The organism is Streptomyces sp. NPDC021080, from assembly GCF_044333225.1.
Taxonomy (GTDB): Bacteria; Actinomycetota; Actinomycetes; order Streptomycetales; family Streptomycetaceae; genus Streptomyces.
The window spans coordinates 75,081-97,936 of the sequence record NZ_JBIRQM010000016.1; the positions used below are offsets into that span (position 1 = coordinate 75,081).

Consider the following 22,856-nt stretch of genomic DNA (forward strand, 5'->3'; position numbering starts at 1 on the left):
TTCCCCCCCCCCCCCCCCCCCGCCCCCGGGGGGGGGGCCCCCCCCCCCCCCCCGCCCCCCCCCCCCCGGCGGGGGGGGCCCCCCTCGCCGGGGCCGCTCCCCTCCGGTGCGGCCCCGGCGAGGCTCCCGGTTCACCTCGGGCTACGGATACACGTACGTGTTCAGGGTGTTCACCGCGGACGCGGGATCGCCCAGGTCGTAGCGGTCGACCGCCAGGTAGTTGGGCTTCTTGCGGGCGGCCGGCTCGCAGAAGCGGCGGGCCCGGTCGGCGAGTTTGGTGTTGTCCGTGCCAGCGGTTCCCGAGATCGTGGCGTCGCGGAAGTGGTTCATGACGAAGAGGGGCCGGAAGCCCGGCTCGGTGCGCGTGAGCGGCACGTTCGTGTCCGCGCCGTACCAACGGCTGTAGCAGGACCAGTCGGAGGAGCCGAGGCCCGAGCCCATGGACCAGTAGTTCTCGACGGTCCACTCGCGCTGGTACATGACGCCGAAGCTGTCCCGGGTCAGTCCGGCGGACTCGTCGGAGGCGCGGCTGTGGTCGGTGAAGATGAGCAGGCGCTGCCCGGCGGCGGTCAGGTCGGCGAGCTTCGGCCAGCCGTGCTCGCGCACGCCGGTCCGGTCGGGACGGTAGAGGACGTCGGACAGGCCGTTCACGCGGGCGAGTTCGGCGCGCAGGACGCCGGGATCGACGTAGTCCTCCAGGAAGACGGTGACGAACTGGTCGGGGTGCTGCTTGAGGAAGTCGACCATGCGCTGGAGGTCGACCCAGAGCGCGACCGGCTTGCTGACGAGGGTGCAGCTGTCGTGGCAGAGGATCGCGCCGTCGGGCGTCTGGTGCAGGTCGAGCATGAAGCCCCGTACACCGTCGGCGAGTTGCTGGTTGATGCCGCGGTTCTGATTCGGGAAGAAGTTGACGAAGGGCGGGGCGAATCCGCCGTCCACGCCGTTCGCGTAGGCGTTGTGCGCGGTGAGGAACGTGACCTGGTCCAGGGTGCGCTGGTCCTGGGCCGGCATCGGCAGGGTCGCGGGCGCGACCGGGGTGAGGTACCAGGAGGCGAGGGCGCCCGGTGATCCGATCGCCAGCTGCGCCGGGTAGTTGGAACCCGCGGACTTGTCCGTGAGCGTCAAGTACCGTTCGGTTCCAGGGGCCTTGAGCCTGTACTGGTCGCTTCCGTCCGGTGCCACCTCCCACGCGGCGTCGGTGCTCGTACAGGCGACGGTCCGGGCCTGGTCGCCCGAGCGGCCCAGACAACTGCCCGCGCTGTCGGCGCTTTCGAGCACGAAGGAGGAGCCGTTCGGGCGCAGGGTCCACTGCTGGTGGTCCTCGTTGCCCTTGGGGTTGTGCTGGACGACCGCCCCCGAACTGTCGGCGGCGTTCAGTCCCGTGACGGCGCTCTGGACGTAATAGGCGCCCGCGGCGGGGACTTCGGCGGCTTTGGCGGGCGCGGGGACGGCGAAGACGGATCCCAGTACGGCGGTGGCGGCGAGCAGGGAGCGTCGGCTCGGTCTCATGGCACGTGATCCCTTCCTGTGGGGAGCATGAGCATGCCATGCAGACATACGCCGGTGGGCATCGACGGGCAGTCGGGGTACAGATCGCGTCAACGGGCGCCGGCGGACGGGAGGGGTGCGGGCCGTGCGACGATCGCGGCTACCCGATCACGATCAACACGGCCTGTACGCGGAGCAGTTGAACCTTCCGCGAGGTCGGGCGGCCTATCGCGTACCGGGGTGCTCGATCCGCGTGACGAACGCGGCGATGTCGGCGACCACCCGTTCGGGCTGCTCCCAGTGGACGGAGTGCCCGGTCTCCGGGTAGGCGAGGAATTCGGCGCCGTGGACCGCGTCCAGGACGGTCTGCTGGTCCTCGCGGGGCAGGAACTCGTCCTGTTCGCCCCAGATGACGAGAGTGGGCACCAGGATGCCCCCGAGGGTCGCGCGGAGATCGGCGTCGAGGAGGCCGCGGACCGTGTCCTTCCAGACGTACGCGGGGAGCTTGAGATTCTCCTCCACCATGGTCTCGACGAACCCCCGGGCGATCGGGCGGGCCACCGTGTCGGCCAGGAAGTCCTCGACGAACGCGCGGGGCACGGGATCGGAGAGGGCTTCCACGGCCTTCGCCGTCCCGACGACCGCCGGCTTGTCCGCGAGGGTGCCGGGGACACCGAGCAGCACCAGCCCCGCGATGCGGTCGGGATGGCTCCCGGCGACGATCCGGGCCGGCACGCCGCCGCTGGAGGCCCCGACCAGGACGGCCCGGGGGATGTCGACCGCGTTCAGGAAGGCCACCACGTCGGCGGCGAAGTCGTCGGGGGTGTAGCCCTCCGGGGGCCGGTCGGCGTCGCCGTGTCCGCGCTGCGTGGGCGCGTAGCCGTGCAGGGACGCCGGCAGACGCCTCAGCAGGGGCTCGAAGGACCACCAGGAGTCCGCCAGGCCGTGCACGAAGACGACCGGTGTACCACTGGGGTAACCGGCTTCGGCGTACGGGAGGGCGAGCCCTTCCCGCACCTGTGCGGACTTCAGGGAGATCACGGTCACGGCACCCTGCCTCCTTCCGCCCGGCCACCGGGGTCCGGGAACCCTGGAGCGGAGCACGAGCGGCGATCACTTCCGACAGTACCGAGTGGCGGCACGCGCCGCGCTGTGAACGGGCCCGCCCGCGCCGTTCGAATGAACCGGAGCACGCGCGGGCGCACGCCGGTCCGGGTGAGTGAGGACCCGCTCCCGCTCCGCCTCCGGGAACGGTTAGTGTGTCCGTCGTACCGGACACGGGGTGCCCCGTCCGAGGGGCTGAGATCACACCCGTCGAACCTGAACCAGTTCATACTGGCGGAGGGATGTCTTCCATGCCATTGGCGCATGTTTCCGGCGGGCTGCCCGCCGACAGCCGGCCCGCCGTCTTCGACGGACGGATGCCCGCCGCACCCGGCGATCTGCGGGTGGAGGGGCACGGCATCGAGCCGGTCCCCGAGAGCAACCGGTACGGCGGGGCCGGACGCCTGTTCACCGTGTGGTTCGCCCCGAACCTGACGATGACGGGTGTGTTCACCGGCACCATCGGCATCGCACTGGGCCTGGACTTCACCACCGCCCTCGCGGCGGTGGTCCTCGGGACCGTGCTCGGCGCGCTGCCCACCGCCTACCTCAGCACCTGGGGCGGACTCACCGGAACCGGCCAACTCCCCCTCGCACGGCTCGCGTTCGGCCGGGCTGTGGTGCTGCCCGGGCTGCTCCAGTGGCTGTCCTCGGTCGCCTGGGACGCGTTGATCGGCCTGTTCGGCGGGGACGCGCTGGCGCGGCTGTGCGGCTGGCCGTTCTGGCTCGGCGTGCTGGTGATGATGGCGGCCCAGGGGGCTCTGGGCGTCCTGGGCTACGAGGCGATCCACCGGCTGCAGATCGTCATGACGTTCGTGCTCGCCGTGGCCTTCGCGGTGATCGCCTGGCGGATGCTCGACGGGGTCCACCCCGCGGCGACCGGGTCCGCGACCGGGGCCGACCGGGGCGGCGCGTTCGTGCTCACCAGCACCATCGCGCTGAGCCTGTCGTTGTCCTGGGCGCCGTACGCCGGTGACTTCAGCCGGTATCTGCCGCGCACGACGTCCCGACCGCGGATGTTCTGGTGCACCCTGCTCGGCCTCGTCGCGTCCTTCGTCGCCGTGCAGGTGCTCGGGCTGTGGGGCGCGTCGGTGCTCACCGACCAGACGGCGGCGGGCGTGGACACGCTGCTGGGCGGCGGTGCCGCGGGCGCGTTCGGGCTGCTGGCCGTGGCACTCGCGGCGGTGTGCAGCAACGCCATGAACGACTACAGCGGTTCGCTGGCCCTGCAGACCCTGGGTGTGCGGATACCGCGACCGGTCGCGGCCGCCCTGGCCGCCGGACTCGGCTTCCCGCTGGTGCTGTGGATGCACGCCGCCGACACCACGGCCCGCTTCCAGAACGTGCTGTTGTTCGTGGGCTATTGGATCCCCGGGTTCGTCGCGATCGTCGTCGTCGACTGGCTGGCCCGGGGGCAGGAGCGCGCCGGCGCGCCCCTCGACATCACCGCCGAGACACCCCGTACGCGTTCCGGATGGCCGTCTCTCGTGGCCTTCACCGCGGCGTTCGGCGCGGCCGTGCCGTTCATGGACACCGGCCTGTACGTCGGTCCGGTGGCCGACGCGCTGCACGGCGCCGATCTCTCCTACTACGTGGCGTTCCTCGTCGCCCTCGCCCTCTACGCCCCGCTGCGGCTGCGCCGCCGCGCCTGAGGGCCGCCCGCCGCTCCGCCGGTCCAGGGTCTTCGTGCCCGAAGCCGTACCCGAGAGGAACACCTCATGACCGCACCGCCCCGCGTCCTGACGATCGCCGGATCCGATTCCGGCGGAGGCGCCGGGATCCAGGCCGACCTGAAGACCATGCTCGCGCTGGGCGCCCACGGGATGAGTGTGCTCACCGCGGTGACCGCGCAGAACTCCGTGGGCGTACAGGGAGCTTGGGAGCTCTCCGAGGAAGCCGTGCGGGCCCAGTACCGCAGCGTGGTCGACGACATCGGCGTCCAGGCCGTCAAGACGGGGATGCTCTCGTCGCCCGGACTGGTCACCACGGTCGCCGAGTTGCTGTCCGACGTGGGCGCCCCGGTCGTCGTGGACCCGGTGAGCGTCTCCAAGCACGGGGACCGGTTGCTGGCCGACGACGCGCTGGACGCCGTACGGACCCGGCTGCTGCCGCGCGCGACCGTGGCGACCCCGAATCTCGACGAGGTCGCCCAGCTCACCGGGCTGAAGGTGGACGACGAAGCGGGCATGCGCCGGGCCGCCGGTCTGCTGCTCGCGTTCGGTCCCCGGTGGGTGCTGGTGAAGGGCGGCCATCTGCCGGGGCAGGCGGTCGATCTGCTCACCGACGGAACCGCCGAGCACTGGCTGCGCGCCCCGCGCCACGACAACCGGCACACGCACGGCACGGGGTGCACGCTCGCCTCGGCCGTCGCGGTGGGCCTGGCCGAGGGCCTCGACGTGCCGGAGGCCGTACGGCGGGCCAAGGCGTACGTGACGGCCGCGATCGAGGCCGGTTTCGCGCTCGGCGCCGGCATCGGTCCGGTGGACCACGGGTGGCGACTGCGCCGGGACGGCTGAACCCCTCCCGGGCTGCCCCTCTCCGGTCCGGCGCCCGAGGCTCCCGCACGGCCGGCCCTACCCCGGCCGCGGCCCTTCGTGCCCGCACGGCCCCGTCTCACGGTGCTGCGCGTCCGCTGCCTCGAAGGTCCCGCACAGCTCCTGCCCCGGACGCTGAACACCCCGGCCCCTCCCGGCGTACTGATCGGCACAGCGACAGTCGTCTGCCCGCCCGTCGGGTACGCGGACAGGCAGATCCGGATCCAAGGAGCACATCATGAAGGCGACCGCGCAGATCGGCGTCACAGGGCTCGCCGTGATGGGCCGCAATCTGGCCCGCAACTTCGCCCGGAACGGTTACACCGTCGCCGTCCACAACCGGACGCCCGCGCGCACCAAGGCACTGGTCGAGGAGTTCGGGCACGAGGGCGCCTTCGTCGCGGCCGAGTCGGCCGAGGACTTCGTGGCGGCGCTGGAGCGCCCCCGCCGCCTCATGATCATGGTGCAGGCGGGGGCCGCCACCGACGCCGTCATCGAGGAGTTCGCCCCGCTGCTCGAAACCGGCGACATGATCATCGACGGCGGCAACGCCCACTTCTCCGACACCCGGCGCCGTGAGCAGTCGCTGCGCGAGCGCGGCATCCACTTCGTCGGCGCCGGGGTGTCCGGCGGCGAGGAGGGCGCCCTCAACGGGCCGAGCATCATGCCCGGCGGCTCCCCGGAGTCGTACGCCTCCCTCGGCCCGATGTTCGAGTCGATCAGTGCCAAGGTGGACGGCGAGCCCTGTGCCACGCACATCGGCACCGACGGCGCCGGCCACTTCGTCAAGATGGTGCACAACGGCATCGAGTACGCCGACATGCAGCTCATCGGCGAGGCCTACGACCTGCTCCGCCGCGTCGGGGGGTACACGCCGCCGCAGATCGCGGAGATCTTCCGGCGCTGGAACAAGGGCCGCCTCGACTCGTACCTGATCGAGATCACCGCCGAGGTCCTCGCGCACACGGACGCCGCCACCGGCGAGCCGTTCGTGGACGTGGTGGTCGACGCGGCGGGCCAGAAGGGCACCGGCCGCTGGACCGTGCAGACCGCCCTGGACCTCGGCTCCCCGGTCACCGCCATCGCGCAGGCGACGTTCGCCCGCGCGGCCTCCAGCCAGGACGGGCTGCGCGCCGCCTACCGCGGCCTGCCCGGCGGCACCCACTGGGACCTGTCCGCGACCGAGGCCGAGCGCTTCACCAGCCAGGTCGAACACGCCCTGTACGCCTCGAAGCTGATCGCCTACGACCAGGGCTGGAAGATGATCCTGGACGCCGCCGCCGAGTACGGCTGGGACATCGACCTCGGCGAGGTGGCCAAGATCTGGCGCGGCGGCTGCATCATCCGCGCGGCGTTCCTCGACCGCATCCGCGCCGCGTACGCCGTCGACCCGGGCCTGGTCAGCCTGCTGTCCGACGCGGGGTTCGCCACCGAGATCAAGGACGCCCAGGTCCCGTGGCGCGAGGTCGTCTCCATCGCCACCCGCAGAGGCGTCCCGGTGCCCGCGTTCTCCGCGGCCCTGTCGTACTACGACACCCTGCGCGCCGACCGGCTGCCGGCCGCCCTCACCCAGGGCCAGCGCGACTTCTTCGGCGCCCACACCTACCGGCGCACCGACCGCCAGGGCACCTTCCACACCCTGTGGGGCGAGGCGTCCCGCGACGAGACCGAGATGCTCTAGCCCTTCGGGTGACGCATGGGTGAGGAGCGGGCCGCACGTCCCGGCGAGGGAGGTGCGGCCCGCTCCCGTGTGTCCGCAGGACGTCTCAACCGGCCGTCCGGGCAGGCGTGTCGGACCCGGTCACGAGATCCTCCATCACCGCGGGCGGCAGCGACGGGTTCGCGGCCGCCGCTTCCGCCACCCGCACGTCCGCGTCGGAGAGCAGGTCCACGATCACCCGCGGCGGAAGTGCCGGGTGAACGGCGGCCCAGGGGCGTGCCTCGTGGTCCGCGAGGCAGGAGAGCAGGGCTTCGGCGCTCGCGTTCGGGTGCCGGGCGATCGCCCGGAACGCCTTCTGCGGGGGCGGCGCCTGCCGGGTCAGGAACTCCAGCAGCGCCGGGCTCGCCCCGGGGTTGGCCGCGACCCTGGCGAGGACCCTCGCTCCGTGCCGGTCGACCATGGAACGCAGCAGGTCTTCGGGCAGACCCGGGTGCGGGGCGACGGACTTGACCACCTTCGCGTCGGGGTCGCGTGCCAGCGCGTCGCGTGTCCCGGGCGGCAGATCACGGCGCTGGGCCGCGAGCATGCGTGCCGCCGGGTCCGGCGACCGGGCCAGGTCCTCGATCTCGGCGGAGGTGGCGGTGGCGATCCGGGGGAGCAGGGTGGCGCCGACCTTGGCGGTGCGGGCCAGTTCGGTGAGCACGTCGAGCGGGACACGGGGATGCCGGGCGAGGCCCCGGCGCACCGGTACGTCCGGGTCCCGCGCCAGTACGCGGATGACGTCCTCGCCGGTCGCGGGGTTCTCGGCGAGGTCGGCGCGGACGCCGGGAACGGGGTCCGCGGCGAGCCGGGCGCACACCTGCGGGGGCAGGTCCTCGCGGGCGGCGAGCGTCCAGCGCAGCAGCGTCGAAGGATGGTCCGCGAAGCCGACGACCGCTTCCGTGGGCGTGGCCGGGTTACGGAGTGCCGCGACCCGCATCTCGTGGACGGCCGACTCGTGGGAGCCGTCGCAGGAGGCGCCCGGCGGCAGATCACAGTCCGGCCGGGGGCACTCCGGATCGTGGGTGAACGGAGTCGGCTCGCCGTCGCAGACCAGGCAGTGTCGCGCGGGCGGCAGTCCCTCGCCGGTGATGAGCGCGGCCAGTACGTCAGGAGGTGTGGACTCGTTGGCCGCCACCGCGCGGCGGACCCCGGCGTGCGGATGCTCCGCGAGCCGGGCGGCCGTTTCCGGGGTGGTCCACAGCGCCAGCTCCGCGACGACGCCCGGATCCGGGTCCGCGGCGAGTCCGTCCACCACGTCGGCCGGGAGGCCGGGGCAGGCGGCCAGTTTCTCCCGGCGCTCCACCGCGGGATCCGCCGCGAGGAGGCGCGCCCACTCCGGGCTGCCGGACCCCTCGTCGAGCAGGGCGAGAGCGGTGTCCGGCTGTGCCACGGGATCGACGTCGGCGGCTGTCAGCTTTCCCGCGTAGGCGAGCCGCACGCCGCACTCCGGGTCGCGCGAGAAGAGGGCGACCGCCTGTCCGCGGCTGAGGTCCTCCCGGTCGGCGAGATCTCGGGCGAGGTCGGTGTCCGCGACGGCGATCAGCCGGTCGACCAGTTCGGACGGCAGGGCCGGGTTGGCGGCGAGGCCGCTCAGGACATGGTTCACGGGGAGCATCCTGCCCCGGGCCGTGGTGGATCGGCCCGGGGTTTTCCGGCGCGCGGTTCACTGGGCGGCGAGTCCCCGGGATCTGAACTGGCCCCGGACGCGTTCGGTCAGGGCGGGGCCGGGAACGGGGTTGTCCCGCAGGGGGAAGGGGATGCCCAGGGCTTCGTACTTGGCGGCGCCCATCTTGTGGAAGGGGAGGACGTCCACCCGGTCGACGTTCCCGAGCCCGGAGAGGAACCGGGCGAGTCCGTCGATGGGCTCGGGGGCATCGGTGTGGCCCGGGACGAGGACGTAGCGGACCCACACCGGGATACGGAGACGGTCGAGCCTGGTGGCGAAGTCGAGCGTCGGGCCGAGTTCACCGCCGGTGAGCCCCCGGTAGGCGGCTGCGTCGAAGGACTTGATGTCGAGCAGCACCAGGTCGGTGTCCGCGAGGAGCCGGTCGCCGGCGCGGGCGCCGAGGAAGCCGGAGGTGTCCAGCGCGGTGTGCAGTCCCGCCTCCTTGCAGCGGCGCAGCACCTCACCGGTGAAGGCCGGCTGGAGCAGGGGCTCGCCGCCCGTGATGGTCACCCCTCCCTGGGCGGCGGTGATGAACGGCCGGTACTTCTCGATCTCCGCCATCACCTCGTCGACGGTGGCCTCCTTGCCGTCGCGCATGTGCCAGGTGTCGGGGTTGGCGCAGTAGAGGCAGCGCAGCGGGCAGCCGTTGACGAAGAGGACGAACCGGGTCCCGGGACCGTCCACGCCGGTGGACAGGTCCCAGGAGTGGATCCGACCCGTCGTGGCCGTCCTCACAGTGCTCCGTGGAAGGTCCGGCTGATCACGTCGAGCTGCTGCTCACGGGTCAGGCGGACGAAGTTGACGGCGTAGCCGGAGACCCGGATGGTCAGCTCCGGGTACTTGTCCGGGTTCTCCATCGCGTCCTCCAGGGTCGCCCGGTCCAGGACGTTGACGTTCATGTGGAAGCCGCCGGAGGCCATGTACGCGTCGAGGATGCCGACCAGGTGGCCGGGGCGCTCGGCGGGCACGTGGCCCAGGCCTTCCGGGGTGATCGTCGTGGTCAGGGAGATGCCGTCGCGGGCGTGTTCGTAGGGCAGCTTGGCGACGGAGAGCGCGGAGGCGGCGACCCCGTGCCGGTCGCGGCCGTTCATCGGGTTGGCGCCGGGCGCGAAGGGAGCTCCCGCGCGGCGGCCGTCGGGCGTGTTGCCGGTGTGCTTGCCGTAGACGACGTTCGAGGTGATCGTCAGCACCGACTGGGTGTGTTCGGCGTCCCGGTAGGTGGGGTGTTCGCGCACCTTCGTCATGAAGGAGTCCACGAGGCCGACCGCGATGGCGTCGGCGCGGTCGTCGTTGTTGCCGTACGCCGGGTAGTCGCCCTCGGTCTCGTAGTCGACGGCCAGTCCGGTCGCGTCGCGGATCACCCTGACCCGGGCGTACTTGACGGCGGACAGGCTGTCGGCGGCGACGGAGAGGCCGGCGATGCCGCAGGCCATGAAGCGGTGCACGGGATGGTCGTGGAGCGCCATCTCGATGCGTTCGTAGGCGTACTTGTCGTGCATGTAGTGGATGACGTTGAGCGCGTCGACGTACGTCTGGGCCAGCCAGTCCAGCATGACGTCGTACGCCTTCGACAGTTCGTCGTAGTCCAGGTACTCCCCGGTCGACACCGGTGCCTCGGGGGCGATCTGCTCGCCGCTGATCTCGTCCCGGCCGCCGTTGATGGCGTACAGCAGCGCCTTGGCGAGGTTGACCCGGGCGCCGAAGAACTGCATCTGCCGGCCGACCGCCATGGCGGAGACGCAGCAGGCGATCGCGGTGTCGTCGCCGGTGCGGGGCCGCATCAGTTCGTCGGACTCGTACTGGACGGCGCTGGTGTCGATGGAGACCTTGGCGCAGAACTCCTTGAAACCGGACGGGAGTCGGGGCGACCACAGGACGGTGAGGTTGGGTTCGGGGGCCGGGCCCAGGTTGTAGAGGGTCTGCAGGAAGCGGAACGAGGTGCGGGTGACGAGGGGGCGGCCGTCCGCGCCGATGCCGCCGATGGACTCCGTGACCCAGGTCGGGTCTCCGGAGAACAACGCGTCGTACTCGGGGGTGCGCAGGAACCGTACGATGCGCAGCTTGATGACGAAGTCGTCGATCAGTTCCTGGGCCCGGGTCTCGTCCAGGGCCCCGGCGGCCAGCTCGCGTTGGAGGTACACGTCCAGGAAGGTCGACGTGCGGCCGAGCGACATCGCCGCGCCGTTCTGCTCCTTCACGGCGGCGAGATAGCCGAGGTAGAGCCATTGCACGGCCTCGTGGGCGGTGGCCGCCGGACGGGAGACGTCGCAGCCGTACGTGGCGGCCATCCGGGTCAGTTCGCCCAACGCCTTGATCTGCTCGGCGAGTTCCTCGCGGTCGCGGATGATGTGCTCGGTGGAGGGAGCGGCGTCGAGAACGGCGCGTTCCGCGCGCTTGGCGGCGATGAGCCGGTCGGTGCCGTACAGCGCGACCCGCCGGTAGTCGCCGATGATCCGGCCCCGGCCGTACGCGTCGGGCAGGCCGGTGATGATGCCGGCCTTGCGGGCCGCGCGCATCGCGGGGGTGTACGCGTCGAAGACGCCGTCGTTGTGGGTCTTGCGGTAGGTCCCGAAGACGCGGGTGACGAAGGCGTCGGGCTCGTAGCCGTACGCCTTCAGTCCGTTCTCGACCATGCGCAGACCGCCGTTCGGCATGATGGCGCGCCTCAGCGGCGCGTCGGTCTGCAGGCCGACGATCAACTCCCGTTCGCGGTCGATGTATCCGGGCACGTGCGAGGTGATCGTCGACGGGGTCGCGGTGTCGACGTCGAGGATTCCCTTCCTGCGTTCCTCCGGGAAGAGGGCGCTGACCTCGCCCCAGACGGTCCGGGTGCGCTCCGTCGGGCCGGTCAGGAAGGCGGCGTCTCCTTCGTAGGGCGTGTAGTTGGCCTGGATGAAGTCGCGGACGTCGATGCGCTCGCGCCACGCCGTTCCGGCGAAGCCCTGCCATGCCTCGGCCGTCCGGCCCTCGGCCGTCCGGCCCTCGGCCGTCACCGTTGTGGTCATCGCCGGTCTCCCCTCGCACAGTGTCGAATGTTCCGCGCTTCGGCGCTCTTCGCGCTCTCCGCGCTTTCGATACTTGTCTTCCGGGGCGATCCGGGCGAGGGCCGGACAGTACAGGCCGGGGTGCCGATGGCCCTCGCCCGGGGGCCGTTCGGCCCGGCACGGCGTCAGGAGGGCAGGTCGACGCCGTACAGCGAGATGCCTCCGACGAGTTCGCGTCCGGTGACCAGTTCGGACGCGATCCGGATGAAGACGTCGCGGGGCGAGGCCACCCAGGAACGGGGCCCCGTCCGGGTGAGACGGTCGTGTTCGGCGGGATCGTTCACCACCAGGGCACGGCCCGTCACGACCACGCTCCAGCCGGAGTGCGCCGCCGCGTCCACCGCGTCGGCCTCGAAGGCCACCACCACGCCGTCGATGGAGCGGGCCAGTTCGGAGTCGGCCGACGTCCGCAGCACGACGGCGGACCCGGCGTCCAGGCTGAAGTTGACCGGCAGGACCGCCGGCAGGGCGTTTCTCGTGTGGACGACCCTGCCGATGGCCGCGTCACCGAGCCGGTCCAGGCACTCCTGCCGGCCGAGTTCACGGAAGCCGTCGTTGGGATTCATCACCGGAGCCAACCCTTACGCGTCGGAGCGACACAGCAGTACAGCGACATACGGTTCAGATTCCGGCGAGCGGTGCGGGGGGAACAGGGTCCATTGGTCCCGGGCGGACGGAGAACGGCCGCTTCCCGGCGCCCGGGTCGCCGGGCCCGGTCCGCGCGTCAGCGCACGGCGATCCGCCGGCCGGAGATCCGCTCCTCGTCGACGCGTACCCACAGGTCGCGCTCCGCGCCGCCGGCCCAGGGGCGGCTGTGGGCGAGGGCATCGAGCCGCCGGACGGCGTCGGGGCCGGTCTCCGCCCGGGCACGTCCCTGGACCAGCACGCTCCAGCCCTGGGCGAGGGCCTCGTCGATGTGATCCACCTCGAAGGCGACACGAGCTCCGACCGCCGCCGCGGGTGCCGAACCGGGCGCCGTGCGGAACATGACCGACCCGTCGATCACGCTGTAGTTGACGGGAAGGACCACGAGCCCGTCGGAGGTGTGGAGGGCGATCCTTCCGACGCCGTGCGTCGACAGCCGCGCCCGGCACTCCTCGGGGCCGAGTTCGATCAGCTCGGAGTGCGCGGCGGCCCGGCCCGCGCCCGGCGGCAGATCGGCGTCGCCGCCGTGCAGTGCCGTGACGCTGGTGCTCAGGGCGTCCGCGATCCGGATCAGCGCGCTCGTCCCCGGTGTCGCGGTGGGCTGCCGCTCCAGGTAGCGGAGGTAGCCGGGAGCGATGCCGGCGCGGACGGCCACGGCCTCCCGGGTCAGGCCGAGTTCCTCGCGTCGCGCGGCGATGCGCCGCCCGACGTCGCCCACCCCGGTCGGTGCCGGACCCGAACCCGGGACCGGGCGCAGGTCCGAGGCGGAGGGCGGTTCCGAGGCGGAGGCCGAGACCGGGCCAGGCGCGGGGACGGAGGCGGAGGGCGCCACGATGGGCGCCGAGGTCGCCGTGGTGAGGTGCCGTGGCGTCTCCTCGGTCGTCACTGCGGCTCCGGGGTGCGCGACCGACGGCCCGCGCCGCGGGTCCGCCCCGCCCGGCGCCTCGCCGTGCGTCGCCCACCGAGCCCGGCCGACCATGACGCTTCGTGTCTGCTCTGACATCACCCATCACCTCTTTCCGGCGGGGCGTCCCGGCGACCGGAGCGATCCGACGACCGGATCGTCCCGGCCACCCGGAGCCTTCCGACGACCGGAGCCGTTCCGACGGCCAACGCGGGCAGTGCCTCGAAGACAGCCCGTTCAACGCGCGATACGACCTCGCATATCCACCCTGACCGGGGCAGATGCCGCGCGCCAGGGCCGTTCGGGCCCCACCGCGGGACCGGGCGGCCCCTGCCACCGCTCGCGCGCACGGCGATCCCCTTGCACTGTTGGGGTGTAACGAGGAGGTGCGGTGCCATGCGCGGAGCACGCGGAACAGAGGGTGCGAGGCAGTGGTGCTGGCGCTGGCGGAGAAATCCGCTGCGTCGCCGTGACGACGTCTTCGAGGCGTGGATCGTGCTGATCGTCTGGACGGTGATGGTGCTGGGCGGCACCGTCGCCGGACTGGTGACGGCTCATGCCGCCGACGAGTCCTTCACACGCCTGCGCCACGACCGGCACACCGTCCCGGCGGTCCTGGTCGGCGGTACGGGATCGGCGGTACCGGCCGGGGAGAGCGCGGTCTACGACCATGTCCGGGCGACGGTGCGCTGGACCGCACGGGACGGGTCGCCCCGGGTCGGCACCGCCCTGGTGGAGTCCGGGCACAGGGCCGGATCGCACGTGATGATCTGGCTGGACCCGCAGGGCCGGCCGGCGGCCGCGCCTCCGACGGGGAGCGCGGCGGCCACCGAGTCCAGCCTGCTGGGCATCGGCGCCGCCGTGGCCCTGGCAGGCCTGGTCTTCGGCGCAGGCGGTTTCGCCCGGTGGCGGCTCGACCAGCGGCGCTACGACCGGTGGGAGCGCGAATGGGAACGGCTCGGACCGCAGTGGGGACACAAGACGCCGTGACAGCCGTGGCCCCGCGCGGAAACCGGCAGGTGTCCTCGACGCGAAGGGCCCGGGGGAATTCCCGGGGCCCTTCGTCGTGCAGCCGTGGAAGCGTGGTCCGCCGTGCGGTCTCCGGTCAGTCGTGCGTCTCCGGTCGGTCGTGCGGGATCAGGTCAGTCGTGCGGGATCACCGCCACCGGCGCGGTGGAGTGGTGCAGTACGGCTTGTGTCACCGGGCCCACGTGACCGCCCACCGGGGACCGGCGGTTGCGGCGGCCGACCACGACCAGGGCGGCGTTCCGCGAGGCCTCCACGAGATGGCGGCCCGCACCGCCGATCACGGCCTGTTCGCGCACCTCGACAGCGGGGAACTTCTCCCGCCAGGGGGTAAGGACCTCGGCCAGCTGCCCCCGCACCTCGGTGAGCAGTTCCTCGTCGACTCCCGCGTCGGCGGCTCCGCTGTAGCCGTAGTACGGCGGCAGGCTCCAGCCGTGGACGACGTGCAGGTCCGTCGCCCGGCGAGCCGCCGCGCGGAACGCGAAAGCGATCACGGAGGCGTCCGGGTGCTCCAGGTCGAGCCCGAGGACGACCTCCTCGCGCCCGGCGGACTCCGGGGGCCGGGCCCCGGCCCGTACGAGGACGATCGGCGTCCGGCTCCGGGCGACCACGGCCTGCGCGACGGACCCGGTCAGGAAACCCGCGACTCCGCCGAGGCCCCTGGACCCGAGCACCAGCAGCTCGGCGTCCTCGGCGGCGGCCAGCAGGGCGGTGACAGGCTGCTCGGCCACGCGCTCGGCCGTGACGGACAGTCCGGGGTGGTCCGCGGCGAGCTCGGCCGCGGTCTCGCGCGGGAGGCGCTCGGCCCATGCACGCTGCGGGTCCTCCGCCGTCAGCGGAACCGGGACGCCGACCGGCGGGCCGTAGACGTAGGGATGCCACGACCAGGCGTGCACGAGATGCAGGGGGGCGTCGGTCCGCCGGGCTTCACGGGCTGCCCATGCGGCTGCGGCGAGGCTCTCGGGCGAGCCGTCCAGACCGACGACGATGGTGCGGGACATCTGGGGACCTCCTTGGGGGATGCGTGATCAGTCTCGTGTTCGCACGGGCGCGCCAGGAGGGGCCGCTGGTCCCCTGCCGGGGCCAACCGGCCCCTACGTCAAGGGACTTCATGCCGCCGGGGCGAAACCGTCAGGGCCGTGACGGGCAGCCCGGGACAGCGCCTGCGGACCCGTGACACGGAGGTGGTGAGCACGGGTCCGGCGGCGTCCACGTCGGGCACGGCGTACACGATGTCCAGGGCGGCGCCATGGAGCACCGTCTGCTCGGCGGCCCGGTCCGGCGCCCGTACGGCGACGAGCGGGCCGCCGACACCGACCGTCGCCTGACGCATGGTCATGTCCGCTCCCCTACCGGCCCGTTGGGTGCCGCGCCGCCGTCGCGCGCCCCCGGTCGGCGCGTGGGGCGGGTGGCGTCGGTGGTGTCCCGGCGAGCGTGGTGCCGGGGCGAAGCCCGCGTGCAGGGGCCGGGCGGTCCCCTTCCGCGGGGCCGTTCGGCCCTGTCCCGTGCCGTGCGGCCCGCGGCCGGGGCCGGACGGCCCATGGCGGCGGGCGGACCGCGGGCGCAGATTTGAGGCGGAAGGGTCGCGCGCCAGGAAGAGGCAGGATCATGAGTGCTTCCACCACATCCACCATGCTGCGGGCGCTGCCCGCCCACCAGCAGGAACAGCTGCTGCGGCTGGCCCGGGAGGTGTCGTTCCCCGAGGGCACCCGATTGTTCGAGGAAGGCCGCCACGCGGACCGGTTCTGGATCGTCCGGACCGGCACGGTGGCCCTCGACCTGCGGGTCCCGGGCCGCCGCCCGGCCGTGATCGAGATCCTCGGTCACAACGAACTCGTCGGCTGGTCCTGGCTGTTCGCCCCGCACGTCTGGCATCTGGGCGCCGAGGCGACGAGCCCGGTGCGCGCCTACGAGTTCGACGCCGAGGACGTCCGGTCACTGTGCCGCGACGATCCCGAACTGGGAATGGCCGTGGCCCAGTGGGCGGGCGGGATCGTCGCCCACCGGCTCCAGTCGGCCCGGACCCGGCTGCTCGACCTGTACGCCCCCTACGGCAGCGGCACCGCGCGCTGATCGCGTGCGCGGCGCCGGCGGCCGTCGCCGGAACCGATCAAGGAGTCCTCGTGCACGGCAGTCCGCACATCGTGAGCGACGTGATGACCCACACGGTCGCCGCCATCGGCCGTGGGGCCGGGTTCAAGGAGATCGTGCAGCTGATGGAACAGTGGCAGGTCAGTGCCCTGCCCGTCGTGGAGGGCGAGAGCCGGGTGGTCGGGGTGGTCTCCGAGGCCGATCTGCTGCCCAAGGAGGAGTTCCGTGACCACGACCCCGACCGGCACACCCAGCTGCGGCGGCTGGACGATCTCGCCAAGGCCGGCGGGCTCCGGGCCGAGGAGCTGATGACGTCTCCGGCGGTCACCGTGCGGGCGAGCGCGACCCTGGCGCAGGCCGCCCGCATCATGGCGCACGCGAAGGTCAAGCGGCTGCCCGTCGTCGACGAGACCGGCGGTCTCGAGGGCGTCGTCAGCCGCGGCGACCTCCTCAAGGTGTTCCTGCGCAGCGACGAGGACATCGCCGAGGAGGTCCGCCGGGAGGTCGTGCCCTGTCTGTTCCACGGGTCGCCCGCACCGGTCCGCGTCGAGGTGCGGGGCGGTGTCGTCACCCTGTCCGGACGCGTCCGCGACACCTCGCTGGTCCCGGTGGCCGCCCGGCTGGTGCGGGCCGTCGAAGGGGTCGTGGACGTAGGCTTCGATCTCACAGGCCCCGGGCGCTGACCGGAGCGGTGGGACGGCCACGGCCCGGAGCCGTGGGACAGCCGGCCACCGCCCGCCGTGGTGGGACGGCCACCGCCCGCGGCGGTGGAACGCACGGTGACGTGTATGGGCCGGTCGGCCCTAGTGCGGCCGGGCCTGAAGCGTGATGATCGACCTGAGCGGGCTCACGGTGCGTGGTCCATTACTGAACAAGGGGTCGTGATGACCGAGGCGCGTACGTTCTCCGAGCAGAACCCGATCCGGGTCTTCCTCCTGGACGACCACGAGGTGGTACGCCGTGGTCTGACCGACCTCCTGGACGCCGAACCCGACATCTCGGTGGTCGGCGACGCGGACAGCGTCGAGCACGCCCTGGTGCGCGGCCCCGCGCTGCGGCCCGACGTGGCGGTCCTCGACGTACGCCTTCCGGACGGCGACGGCATCAGCGTCTGCCGGGAGCTGCGCAGCCAGATGCCCGAGCTGTCCTGTCTGATGCTGACGTCGTTCGACGACGAGGAAGCGCTGCTCGACGCGATCATGGCCGGGGCGGCGGGCTACGTCCTGAAGCAGATCAAGGGGTCCGACCTGATCTCGGCGGTCCGCACGGTGGCCTCCGGCCAGTCGATGCTGGACCCGACGACGACCGCGCGGCTGATGCGCAAGCTGCGCACGGACCCGGCCGAGGAGCAGCCCCTCTCGCACGAGCTGGCCGGCCTCTCGCCGCGCGAGCGGGACATCCTCGCGCTGATCGGGGACGGACTCACGAACCGCGAGATCGGCAAGGAGCTCTACCTGTCCGAGAAGACGGTCAAGAACCACATCTCCCGGCTGCTGGCCAAGCTCGGCGTCCAGCGCCGCGTCCAGGCCGCGGTCCTGGCCAACCAGCTCGAACACCCCGAAACGGCCGGCCACCACTCCACCCGCTGAGTCACGGCTCCGGTCCGCAGCCCTGCCCCGGCCGGGCTTCGGCCGCCGGGCACCCCGCCGAGCCGTCCCCGTCCCCGTCCCCGTCCCCGTCCCCGTCCCCGTCCCCGGTCACGGTCACGGTCGCCGTTCCGGCAGCGTGAGGACGCAGGACTCGCCCGGTGCCACCGTGACCGTGCGGTCCGCCAGGGAGATGTCGATCGGCGGCTCGTCCGACGCCGGCACGTTGACGTTCAGCCTGCCGGCGCTCAGGTGCACGTGAACGCCCCGATGGCCCCGGTAGCGGATCGCGAACCCGAACTCGGACAGCTCGGGCAGGGGGACCGGGTCGAAGCGCAGCGCTCCGCCGCGGGTCTCGAGACCGGTCAGCCCGCGCTGGACGAGATCGAGGGTGCCGGCCATCGCGCCCAGGTGGATGCCCTCCCCCGTGGTACCGCCCTGCAGATCGGCGATGTCGCCGCGCAGCGCCTCGTGGATGTACGTCCAGGCCTCGGCGCGCCGCGCCCGGCCCAGCACCCAGCCGTGCACCAGGCTGCTCAGCGTCGAGCCGTGGCTCGTACGGCTCAGGTAGTGGTCGACGGTGCGCCGCCAGAGGGTGTCGTCGATCTCGTGTCCGAGCCTGCGGAAGAGGGCGCCGAGTTCGGCGGGCGAGAAGAGGTAGCCCAGCATCAGTACGTCCGCCTGCTTGGAGGCCTGGTAGCGGTTGACGCTGTCGCCCTCGGCCTCCAGGATCCGGTCGAGCCGCCGGATGTCGCCGTACCGTTCGCGGTAGCCCTCCCAGTCGAGCTCCGCGAGGTCTCCGTACCCCTCGAACTGGCTGATGACGCCGGCGTGGAAGGGCACGTGCAACCGGCTCGACACGTCGTGCCACAGGTCGAGTTCGGCGGGCTCGAGGCCGGTCCGCTCCGCCAGGTCCCGGCGTAGCAGTTCGGGCAGTTCGCCGAGCACGTCGAGGGTGCGGGCGAGCACCCAGGCGGCGGTGACATTGGTGTACGCGTTGTCGTCGAGGCCCGGCCGGTCGGCGTCCGGGTAGGCGTCGTGGTACTCGTCGGGGCCGACGACACCGCGGATCCGGTAGCGGCCGAGGGTGCCGTCGTACGTGGCGAGGCCGGCCCAGAACCGGGCGATCTGCACGAGCATGTCGATGCCCTTGGTGTGCAGGAACTCGGTGTCGCCGCTCGCCTCGCAGTACTGCCACACGTTGTAGGCGATCGCCGATCCGACGTGGTGCTGCAGGCGCGAGTGGTCGGGCAGCCAGCGCCCGGAACGCGGGTTCAGGTGCAGTTCCTGGGTCTCCTCGCGTCCGTCGCTGCCGCTCTGCCACGGGTACATCGCGCCGCTGCGGCCGGCGTCCTGGGCCGCCCGGCGGGCCCGCTCCAGACGGCGGTGGCGGTAGGTGAGCAGGGCGCGGGAGACCTCGGGGAAATGGAGGTTCAGATACGGCAGCACGAACAGTTCGTCCCAGAAGACGTGCCCCCGGTAGGCCTCGCCGTGCAGCCCGCGCGCCGGGACGCCGACGTCGAGTTCGGCGGTGTGCGGGGAGAGGGTCTGGAGCACATGGAACTGGTGCAGGCGCAGGATCGGGCCGACGCTGCCGCGCACGTCCGTCTCCGCGTTGCGCCACAGCTGCTGCCAGGCCGTGTGGTGGGTGTCCAGCAGCGTCTCGAAGTCCCCGGCGCGGCCGACCCGGTCGACGACCGCGTTCAGCGGGTCCTTGATCGCCGTGTCGTGGGTGGTGTGCAGGGCCACGGTCTTGTCCACGGTCACCGTCCGGCCGTCGGCCAGCGCGATCCTGAGCGTCTGGGCGGCGCGCCCCGGGGTGTGCGCGTCCGTGGTCGCGGCGGGTGCGTCCGCGACGGTCCGGGCGGCCAGTCCGATGCCGGTCTCCGAGGCGGAGGTGCGGCAGCGCAGCCACACCGTGTCCGGTTTCCCGGTGCCGGTGGTGACGTCCGTGAGGTGGCGGGAGGCGAGGGAGCGGTAGCGCTCGACTCCGCTGTTGGTGACGGTCCCGTCGAGTGCCGACTCGATCTCGACGGTGCCGGACCAGCCCTCGGCGGTCACCTCCGTGCGCAGCGCGGCGAGGTGGGGATCGGCCATGTGGACCAGGCGCAGCTGCCGTACGGTCAGGCGCCGGCCCTCCTCGTCCTCGTAGCGCGCGGTGCGTTCCAGGGTGCCCGCGAGCAGGTCGAGGCGCAGCCGGTGGTCGAGGAGCCGGTGGGTGTCGGGGGTGAGCCAGGTCCCGGTGGCGGTCCGCACGCGCAGGGGCAGCCAGTTGGGGAGGTTGACCATGTCCTCGTTCTCGACCTGCTGTCCGGCCACCTGTGAGGTGAGGCGGTTGTAGCAGCCCGCCGCGTAGGTGCCCGGGTAGTGGACGGAGTCGGCGGCGCACTCGGGGGCCGCGCCGCGGGTCGCGAAGTACCCGTTGCCGAGGGTGCACAGCGATTCGCGCAGGCGTTCCTGCGCCGGGTGGTAGCCCTCGTATTCCCAGGTGAGGTCGTCCATGCCTCCATCCTCGGGTACGGGCGGCCCGCCGGCCTCGTGGCACGCGCGGGGCGACGGCGGGCCCGGTCCGTGGGCGCCGGCCGTCCGCGTACGGTCACGGCGGCGGCGCTGTGCCGCTTCCGGGGCGGGGGTCCTCAGGCGGGCCAGGTCCAGTCCGCGACCTCGGGAAGGTCGGTGCCGTGCTCGCGGATCCAGATCCCGTGGCGGGAGCGGGCGTCGGCCATCGTCTGGCGCAGGGCGGCGGCGCGGACGCCGAGACCGGGGACGCGGTCGATGACGTCCATGACCAGGCGGTAGCGGTCCATGTCGTTGCGGACGACCATGTCGAAGGGGGTCGTGGTGGTGCCCATCTCCTTGTAGCCGCGCACATGGAGGTTCCGGTGGCCGGTGCGGCGGTAGGCGAGGCGGTGGATGAGCCAGGGATAGCCGTGGTAGGCGAAGATCACCGGCTTGTCCGTGGTGAACAGTCCGTCGTACTCGAAGTCGCTCATCCCGTGCGGGTGTTCCTCGCGCGGGAGGAGCCGGGTCATGTCGACGACGTTGACGACCCGGACGGCGAGTTCGGGCAGATGACGGCGCAACAGGTCGGAGGCGGCCAGGATCTCCTGGGTGGGGACGTCGCCCGCGCAGGCGAGGACGACGTCGGGGTCCCCGTCGCCGTCGGCCGTTCCGGCCCAGTCCCAGATGCCGGCGCCGCGGGCGCAGTGGGCGCGGGCCTGGTCCATGGACAGCCAGTCGAAGCAGGGCTGTTTGCCGGCGACGACGACGTTGACGTAGTCGCGGCTGCGCAGGACGTGATCCGCCACGGACAGCAGGGTGTTGGCGTCCGGCGGGAGGTAGACGCGCACGACCTCGGGGCTCTTGTTGAGGACGTGGTCGACGAAGCCGGGGTCCTGGTGCGAGAAGCCGTTGTGGTCCTGGCGCCAGACGTGCGAGGTGAGCAGGTAGTTGAGGGAGGCGACGGGGGCGCGCCACGTCAACTCCCGGGATGTCTTGAGCCACTTGATGTGCTGGTTGACCATGGAGTCGACGATGTGCACGAACGCCTCGTAGCAGGAGAAGAGTCCGTGCCGGCCGGTGAGGGTGTAGCCCTCCAGCCAGCCCTGGCAGGTGTGTTCGGAGAGGATCTCCATGACGCGGCCGTGCCGGTCGAGGTGTTCGTCCACCGGCAGGGTCCCTGCCTGCCAGGCCTTGCCGCTGGCACCGAAGACGGCCTGGAGGCGGTTGGAGGCGGTCTCGTCGGGGCCGACCAGCCTGAAGTCGCGGCGCTCGGACGTCTTGCTCATGACGTCCTCGAGGAGGTCGCCGAGGACCCGGGTCGGCTCGTGCAGGGTCGCTCCGGGCTTGTCGACGGGGACGGCGAAGCGTTCCAGGGGCGGCAGCGGCAGTTCGCGCAGGAGGAGGCCGCCGTTGGCGTGCGGGGTGGCGCCGAGGCGCCGGGAGCCCTCGGGTACGCAGGCCAGGACGTCGGCCACCGGCCGTCCCTCGGTGTCGAAGAGCTCCTCGGGGCGGTAGGAGCGCAGCCAGGTCTCCAGCTGCCGCAGGTGTTCGGGGTTCTCGCGGACCTGGGCGAGGGGCACCTGGTGGGCGCGCCAGGTGCCTTCGACGGGTTCGCCGTCGACCTCCGCGGGGCCGGTCCAGCCCTTGGGGGTGCGCAGCACGATCATCGGCCAGCGGGCGCGCTCGGTGACGCCCTCCTCGCGGGCCGTGCGCTGGAGGAGCGCGATCCGCTCCAGTGCCTCGTCGAACGCGGCGGCCATGGCGCGGTGCACCCGGGCGGGGTCGTCGCCGGTGACGTGGATCGGCTCGTGGCCGTATCCCCGCAGCAGTTCGTCGAGTTCGGCCTCCGGGAGCCGGGACAGCACGGTCGGGTTGGCGATCTTGTAGCCGTTGAGGTGCAGGACGGGCAGGACGGCGCCGTCGTGGACCGGGTCGAGGAACTTGTTGGAGTGCCAGGACGCGGCGAGGGGTCCGGTCTCCGCCTCGCCGTCGCCGACGACGCAGGCGACCAGCAGGTCCGGGTTGTCGAAGGCGGCGCCGTAGGCGTGGGCGAGGGAGTAGCCGAGCTCGCCTCCCTCGTGGATGGAGCCTGGCGTCTCGGGTGCGACGTGGCTGGGCACTCCGCCGGGGAAGGAGAACTGCCGGAACAGCTTCCCCATGCCCTCACGGTCCCGGGGCACGGAGGGGTAGGTCTGGCTGTAGGTACCCTCCAGCCAGGAGTTCGCCAGCACGGCCGGGCCGCCGTGTCCGGGGCCCCAGACGCACAGCGCGTCCAGTCCGCGGGCCTTCACGACGCGGTTCAGGTGGGTGTGGACCAGGTTGAGGCCGGGAGAGGTGCCCCAGTGGCCGAGCAGCCGGGGCTTGATGTGCGCGGGCCTCAGGGGTTCGGTGAGCAGCGGGTTGGCCATCAGATAGATCTGGCCCACGGCAAGGTAGTTGGCCGCGCGCCAGTGGGCGTCCAGCGTGCGCAGTTCGTCGTCGGTCAGTACCGTGCTGTCCTGGTGTCCGGCCTTGGGCATGGTGACTCCGTAAGTCATCGGGGTAAGTCGACGAGGCGGTTCATC

18 protein-coding genes and 1 riboswitch are annotated in these 22,856 nt (G+C 72.4%); of the genes, 7 read left to right on the top strand and 11 right to left on the bottom strand.

The features are described 5' to 3' along the window. Nucleotides 1-141: 141 nt before the first annotated feature. Both ACH4S8_RS33560 and ACH4S8_RS33565 read right to left on the bottom strand, forming a co-directional pair. A complete protein-coding gene (locus tag ACH4S8_RS33560) occupies nt 142-1,509 on the bottom strand; it encodes a phospholipase (RefSeq protein WP_398400863.1) in 1,368 nt (455 codons plus the stop codon). 204 nt (nt 1,510-1,713) lie between these two features. Next, on the bottom strand, nt 1,714-2,535 hold the full coding sequence (locus ACH4S8_RS33565; protein ID WP_398400865.1) for an alpha/beta fold hydrolase: 822 nt from the start codon (nt 2,533-2,535) through the stop codon (nt 1,714-1,716). Between the two features lie 221 nt (nt 2,536-2,756). Beyond that, nucleotides 2,757-2,852, top strand: a riboswitch (TPP riboswitch). On the opposite strand from ACH4S8_RS33565, the gene ACH4S8_RS33570 reads away from it, so the two are divergent. The 3 genes from ACH4S8_RS33570 (at nt 2,844) to gndA (ending at nt 6,807) form a co-directional block, all read left to right on the top strand. After that, nucleotides 2,844-4,244: a purine-cytosine permease family protein gene (locus tag ACH4S8_RS33570; protein WP_398400867.1), complete on the top strand. Its 1,401-nt coding sequence runs from the start codon at nt 2,844-2,846 to the stop codon at nt 4,242-4,244. Its footprint overlaps the riboswitch before it by 9 nt. A 66-nt stretch (nt 4,245-4,310) precedes the next feature. Beyond that, nucleotides 4,311-5,108, top strand: coding sequence for a bifunctional hydroxymethylpyrimidine kinase/phosphomethylpyrimidine kinase (gene thiD / locus ACH4S8_RS33575; protein ID WP_398400869.1), 798 nt, complete (start codon nt 4,311-4,313; stop codon nt 5,106-5,108). A gap of 256 nt (nt 5,109-5,364) precedes the next feature. Further along, entirely contained in the window at nt 5,365-6,807 is a 1,443-nt protein-coding gene (gndA, locus tag ACH4S8_RS33580) for an NADP-dependent phosphogluconate dehydrogenase (protein ID WP_398400871.1), read from the top strand. 85 nt (nt 6,808-6,892) lie between these two features. Here the strand turns inward: gndA and ACH4S8_RS33585 are convergent, their stop codons facing one another. The 5 genes from ACH4S8_RS33585 to ACH4S8_RS33605 form a co-directional block, all read right to left on the bottom strand. Further along, a complete protein-coding gene (locus tag ACH4S8_RS33585) occupies nt 6,893-8,434 on the bottom strand; it encodes a hypothetical protein (RefSeq protein WP_398400873.1) in 1,542 nt (513 codons plus the stop codon). 57 nt (nt 8,435-8,491) lie between these two features. Beyond that, on the bottom strand, nt 8,492-9,229 hold the full coding sequence (gene pflA, locus ACH4S8_RS33590; RefSeq protein ID WP_398400875.1) for a pyruvate formate-lyase-activating protein: 738 nt from the start codon (nt 9,227-9,229) through the stop codon (nt 8,492-8,494). Further along, nucleotides 9,226-11,499, bottom strand: coding sequence for a formate C-acetyltransferase (pflB, locus tag ACH4S8_RS33595; RefSeq protein WP_398400877.1), 2,274 nt, complete (start codon nt 11,497-11,499; stop codon nt 9,226-9,228). Before pflB ends, pflA begins: the two co-directional genes overlap by 4 nt. Before the next feature lie 164 nt (nt 11,500-11,663). Then, nucleotides 11,664-12,104 (bottom strand): pyridoxamine 5'-phosphate oxidase family protein, encoded by a 441-nt coding sequence (locus ACH4S8_RS33600; RefSeq protein WP_398400879.1) that lies wholly within the window; start codon nt 12,102-12,104, stop codon nt 11,664-11,666. Between the two features lie 158 nt (nt 12,105-12,262). Beyond that, nucleotides 12,263-13,186 (bottom strand): pyridoxamine 5'-phosphate oxidase family protein, encoded by a 924-nt coding sequence (locus tag ACH4S8_RS33605; protein ID WP_398400881.1) that lies wholly within the window; start codon nt 13,184-13,186, stop codon nt 12,263-12,265. A 297-nt stretch (nt 13,187-13,483) separates the two neighbouring features. On the opposite strand from ACH4S8_RS33605, the gene ACH4S8_RS33610 reads away from it, so the two are divergent. Next, nucleotides 13,484-14,077, top strand: coding sequence for a hypothetical protein (locus tag ACH4S8_RS33610; protein ID WP_398400883.1), 594 nt, complete (start codon nt 13,484-13,486; stop codon nt 14,075-14,077). A 152-nt stretch (nt 14,078-14,229) separates the two neighbouring features. On the opposite strand, the gene ACH4S8_RS33615 is transcribed toward ACH4S8_RS33610, so the two are convergent. After that, on the bottom strand, nt 14,230-15,114 hold the full coding sequence (locus ACH4S8_RS33615; protein ID WP_398400885.1) for a universal stress protein: 885 nt from the start codon (nt 15,112-15,114) through the stop codon (nt 14,230-14,232). Between the two features lie 98 nt (nt 15,115-15,212). Then, nucleotides 15,213-15,452, bottom strand: coding sequence for a hypothetical protein (locus ACH4S8_RS33620; protein WP_398400887.1), 240 nt, complete (start codon nt 15,450-15,452; stop codon nt 15,213-15,215). A 269-nt stretch (nt 15,453-15,721) separates the two neighbouring features. On the opposite strand from ACH4S8_RS33620, the gene ACH4S8_RS33625 reads away from it, so the two are divergent. The 3 genes from ACH4S8_RS33625 (at nt 15,722) to ACH4S8_RS33635 (ending at nt 17,793) form a co-directional block, all read left to right on the top strand. Continuing rightward, complete coding sequence (locus tag ACH4S8_RS33625) at nt 15,722-16,186, top strand: cyclic nucleotide-binding domain-containing protein (protein WP_398400889.1); 465 nt, start codon at nt 15,722-15,724, stop codon at nt 16,184-16,186. A gap of 50 nt (nt 16,187-16,236) precedes the next feature. Further along, nucleotides 16,237-16,887, top strand: coding sequence for a CBS domain-containing protein (locus ACH4S8_RS33630; protein WP_398400891.1), 651 nt, complete (start codon nt 16,237-16,239; stop codon nt 16,885-16,887). Nucleotides 16,888-17,088: 201 nt separating this feature from the next. Beyond that, nucleotides 17,089-17,793 carry a response regulator gene (locus ACH4S8_RS33635; RefSeq protein ID WP_398400893.1) on the top strand — a complete coding sequence of 235 codons (705 nt, stop codon included), beginning with the start codon at nt 17,089-17,091 and terminating at the stop codon, nt 17,791-17,793. Between the two features lie 114 nt (nt 17,794-17,907). Here ACH4S8_RS33635 and ACH4S8_RS33640 read toward each other — a convergent pair whose 3' ends face one another. Together ACH4S8_RS33640 and ACH4S8_RS33645 are read right to left on the bottom strand one after the other, a co-directional pair. Beyond that, nucleotides 17,908-20,292 (bottom strand): glycoside hydrolase family 65 protein, encoded by a 2,385-nt coding sequence (locus ACH4S8_RS33640; RefSeq protein WP_398400895.1) that lies wholly within the window; start codon nt 20,290-20,292, stop codon nt 17,908-17,910. A 134-nt stretch (nt 20,293-20,426) separates the two neighbouring features. Continuing rightward, on the bottom strand, nt 20,427-22,811 hold the full coding sequence (locus tag ACH4S8_RS33645; RefSeq protein WP_398401140.1) for a phosphoketolase: 2,385 nt from the start codon (nt 22,809-22,811) through the stop codon (nt 20,427-20,429). Nucleotides 22,812-22,856 lie beyond the last annotated feature (45 nt).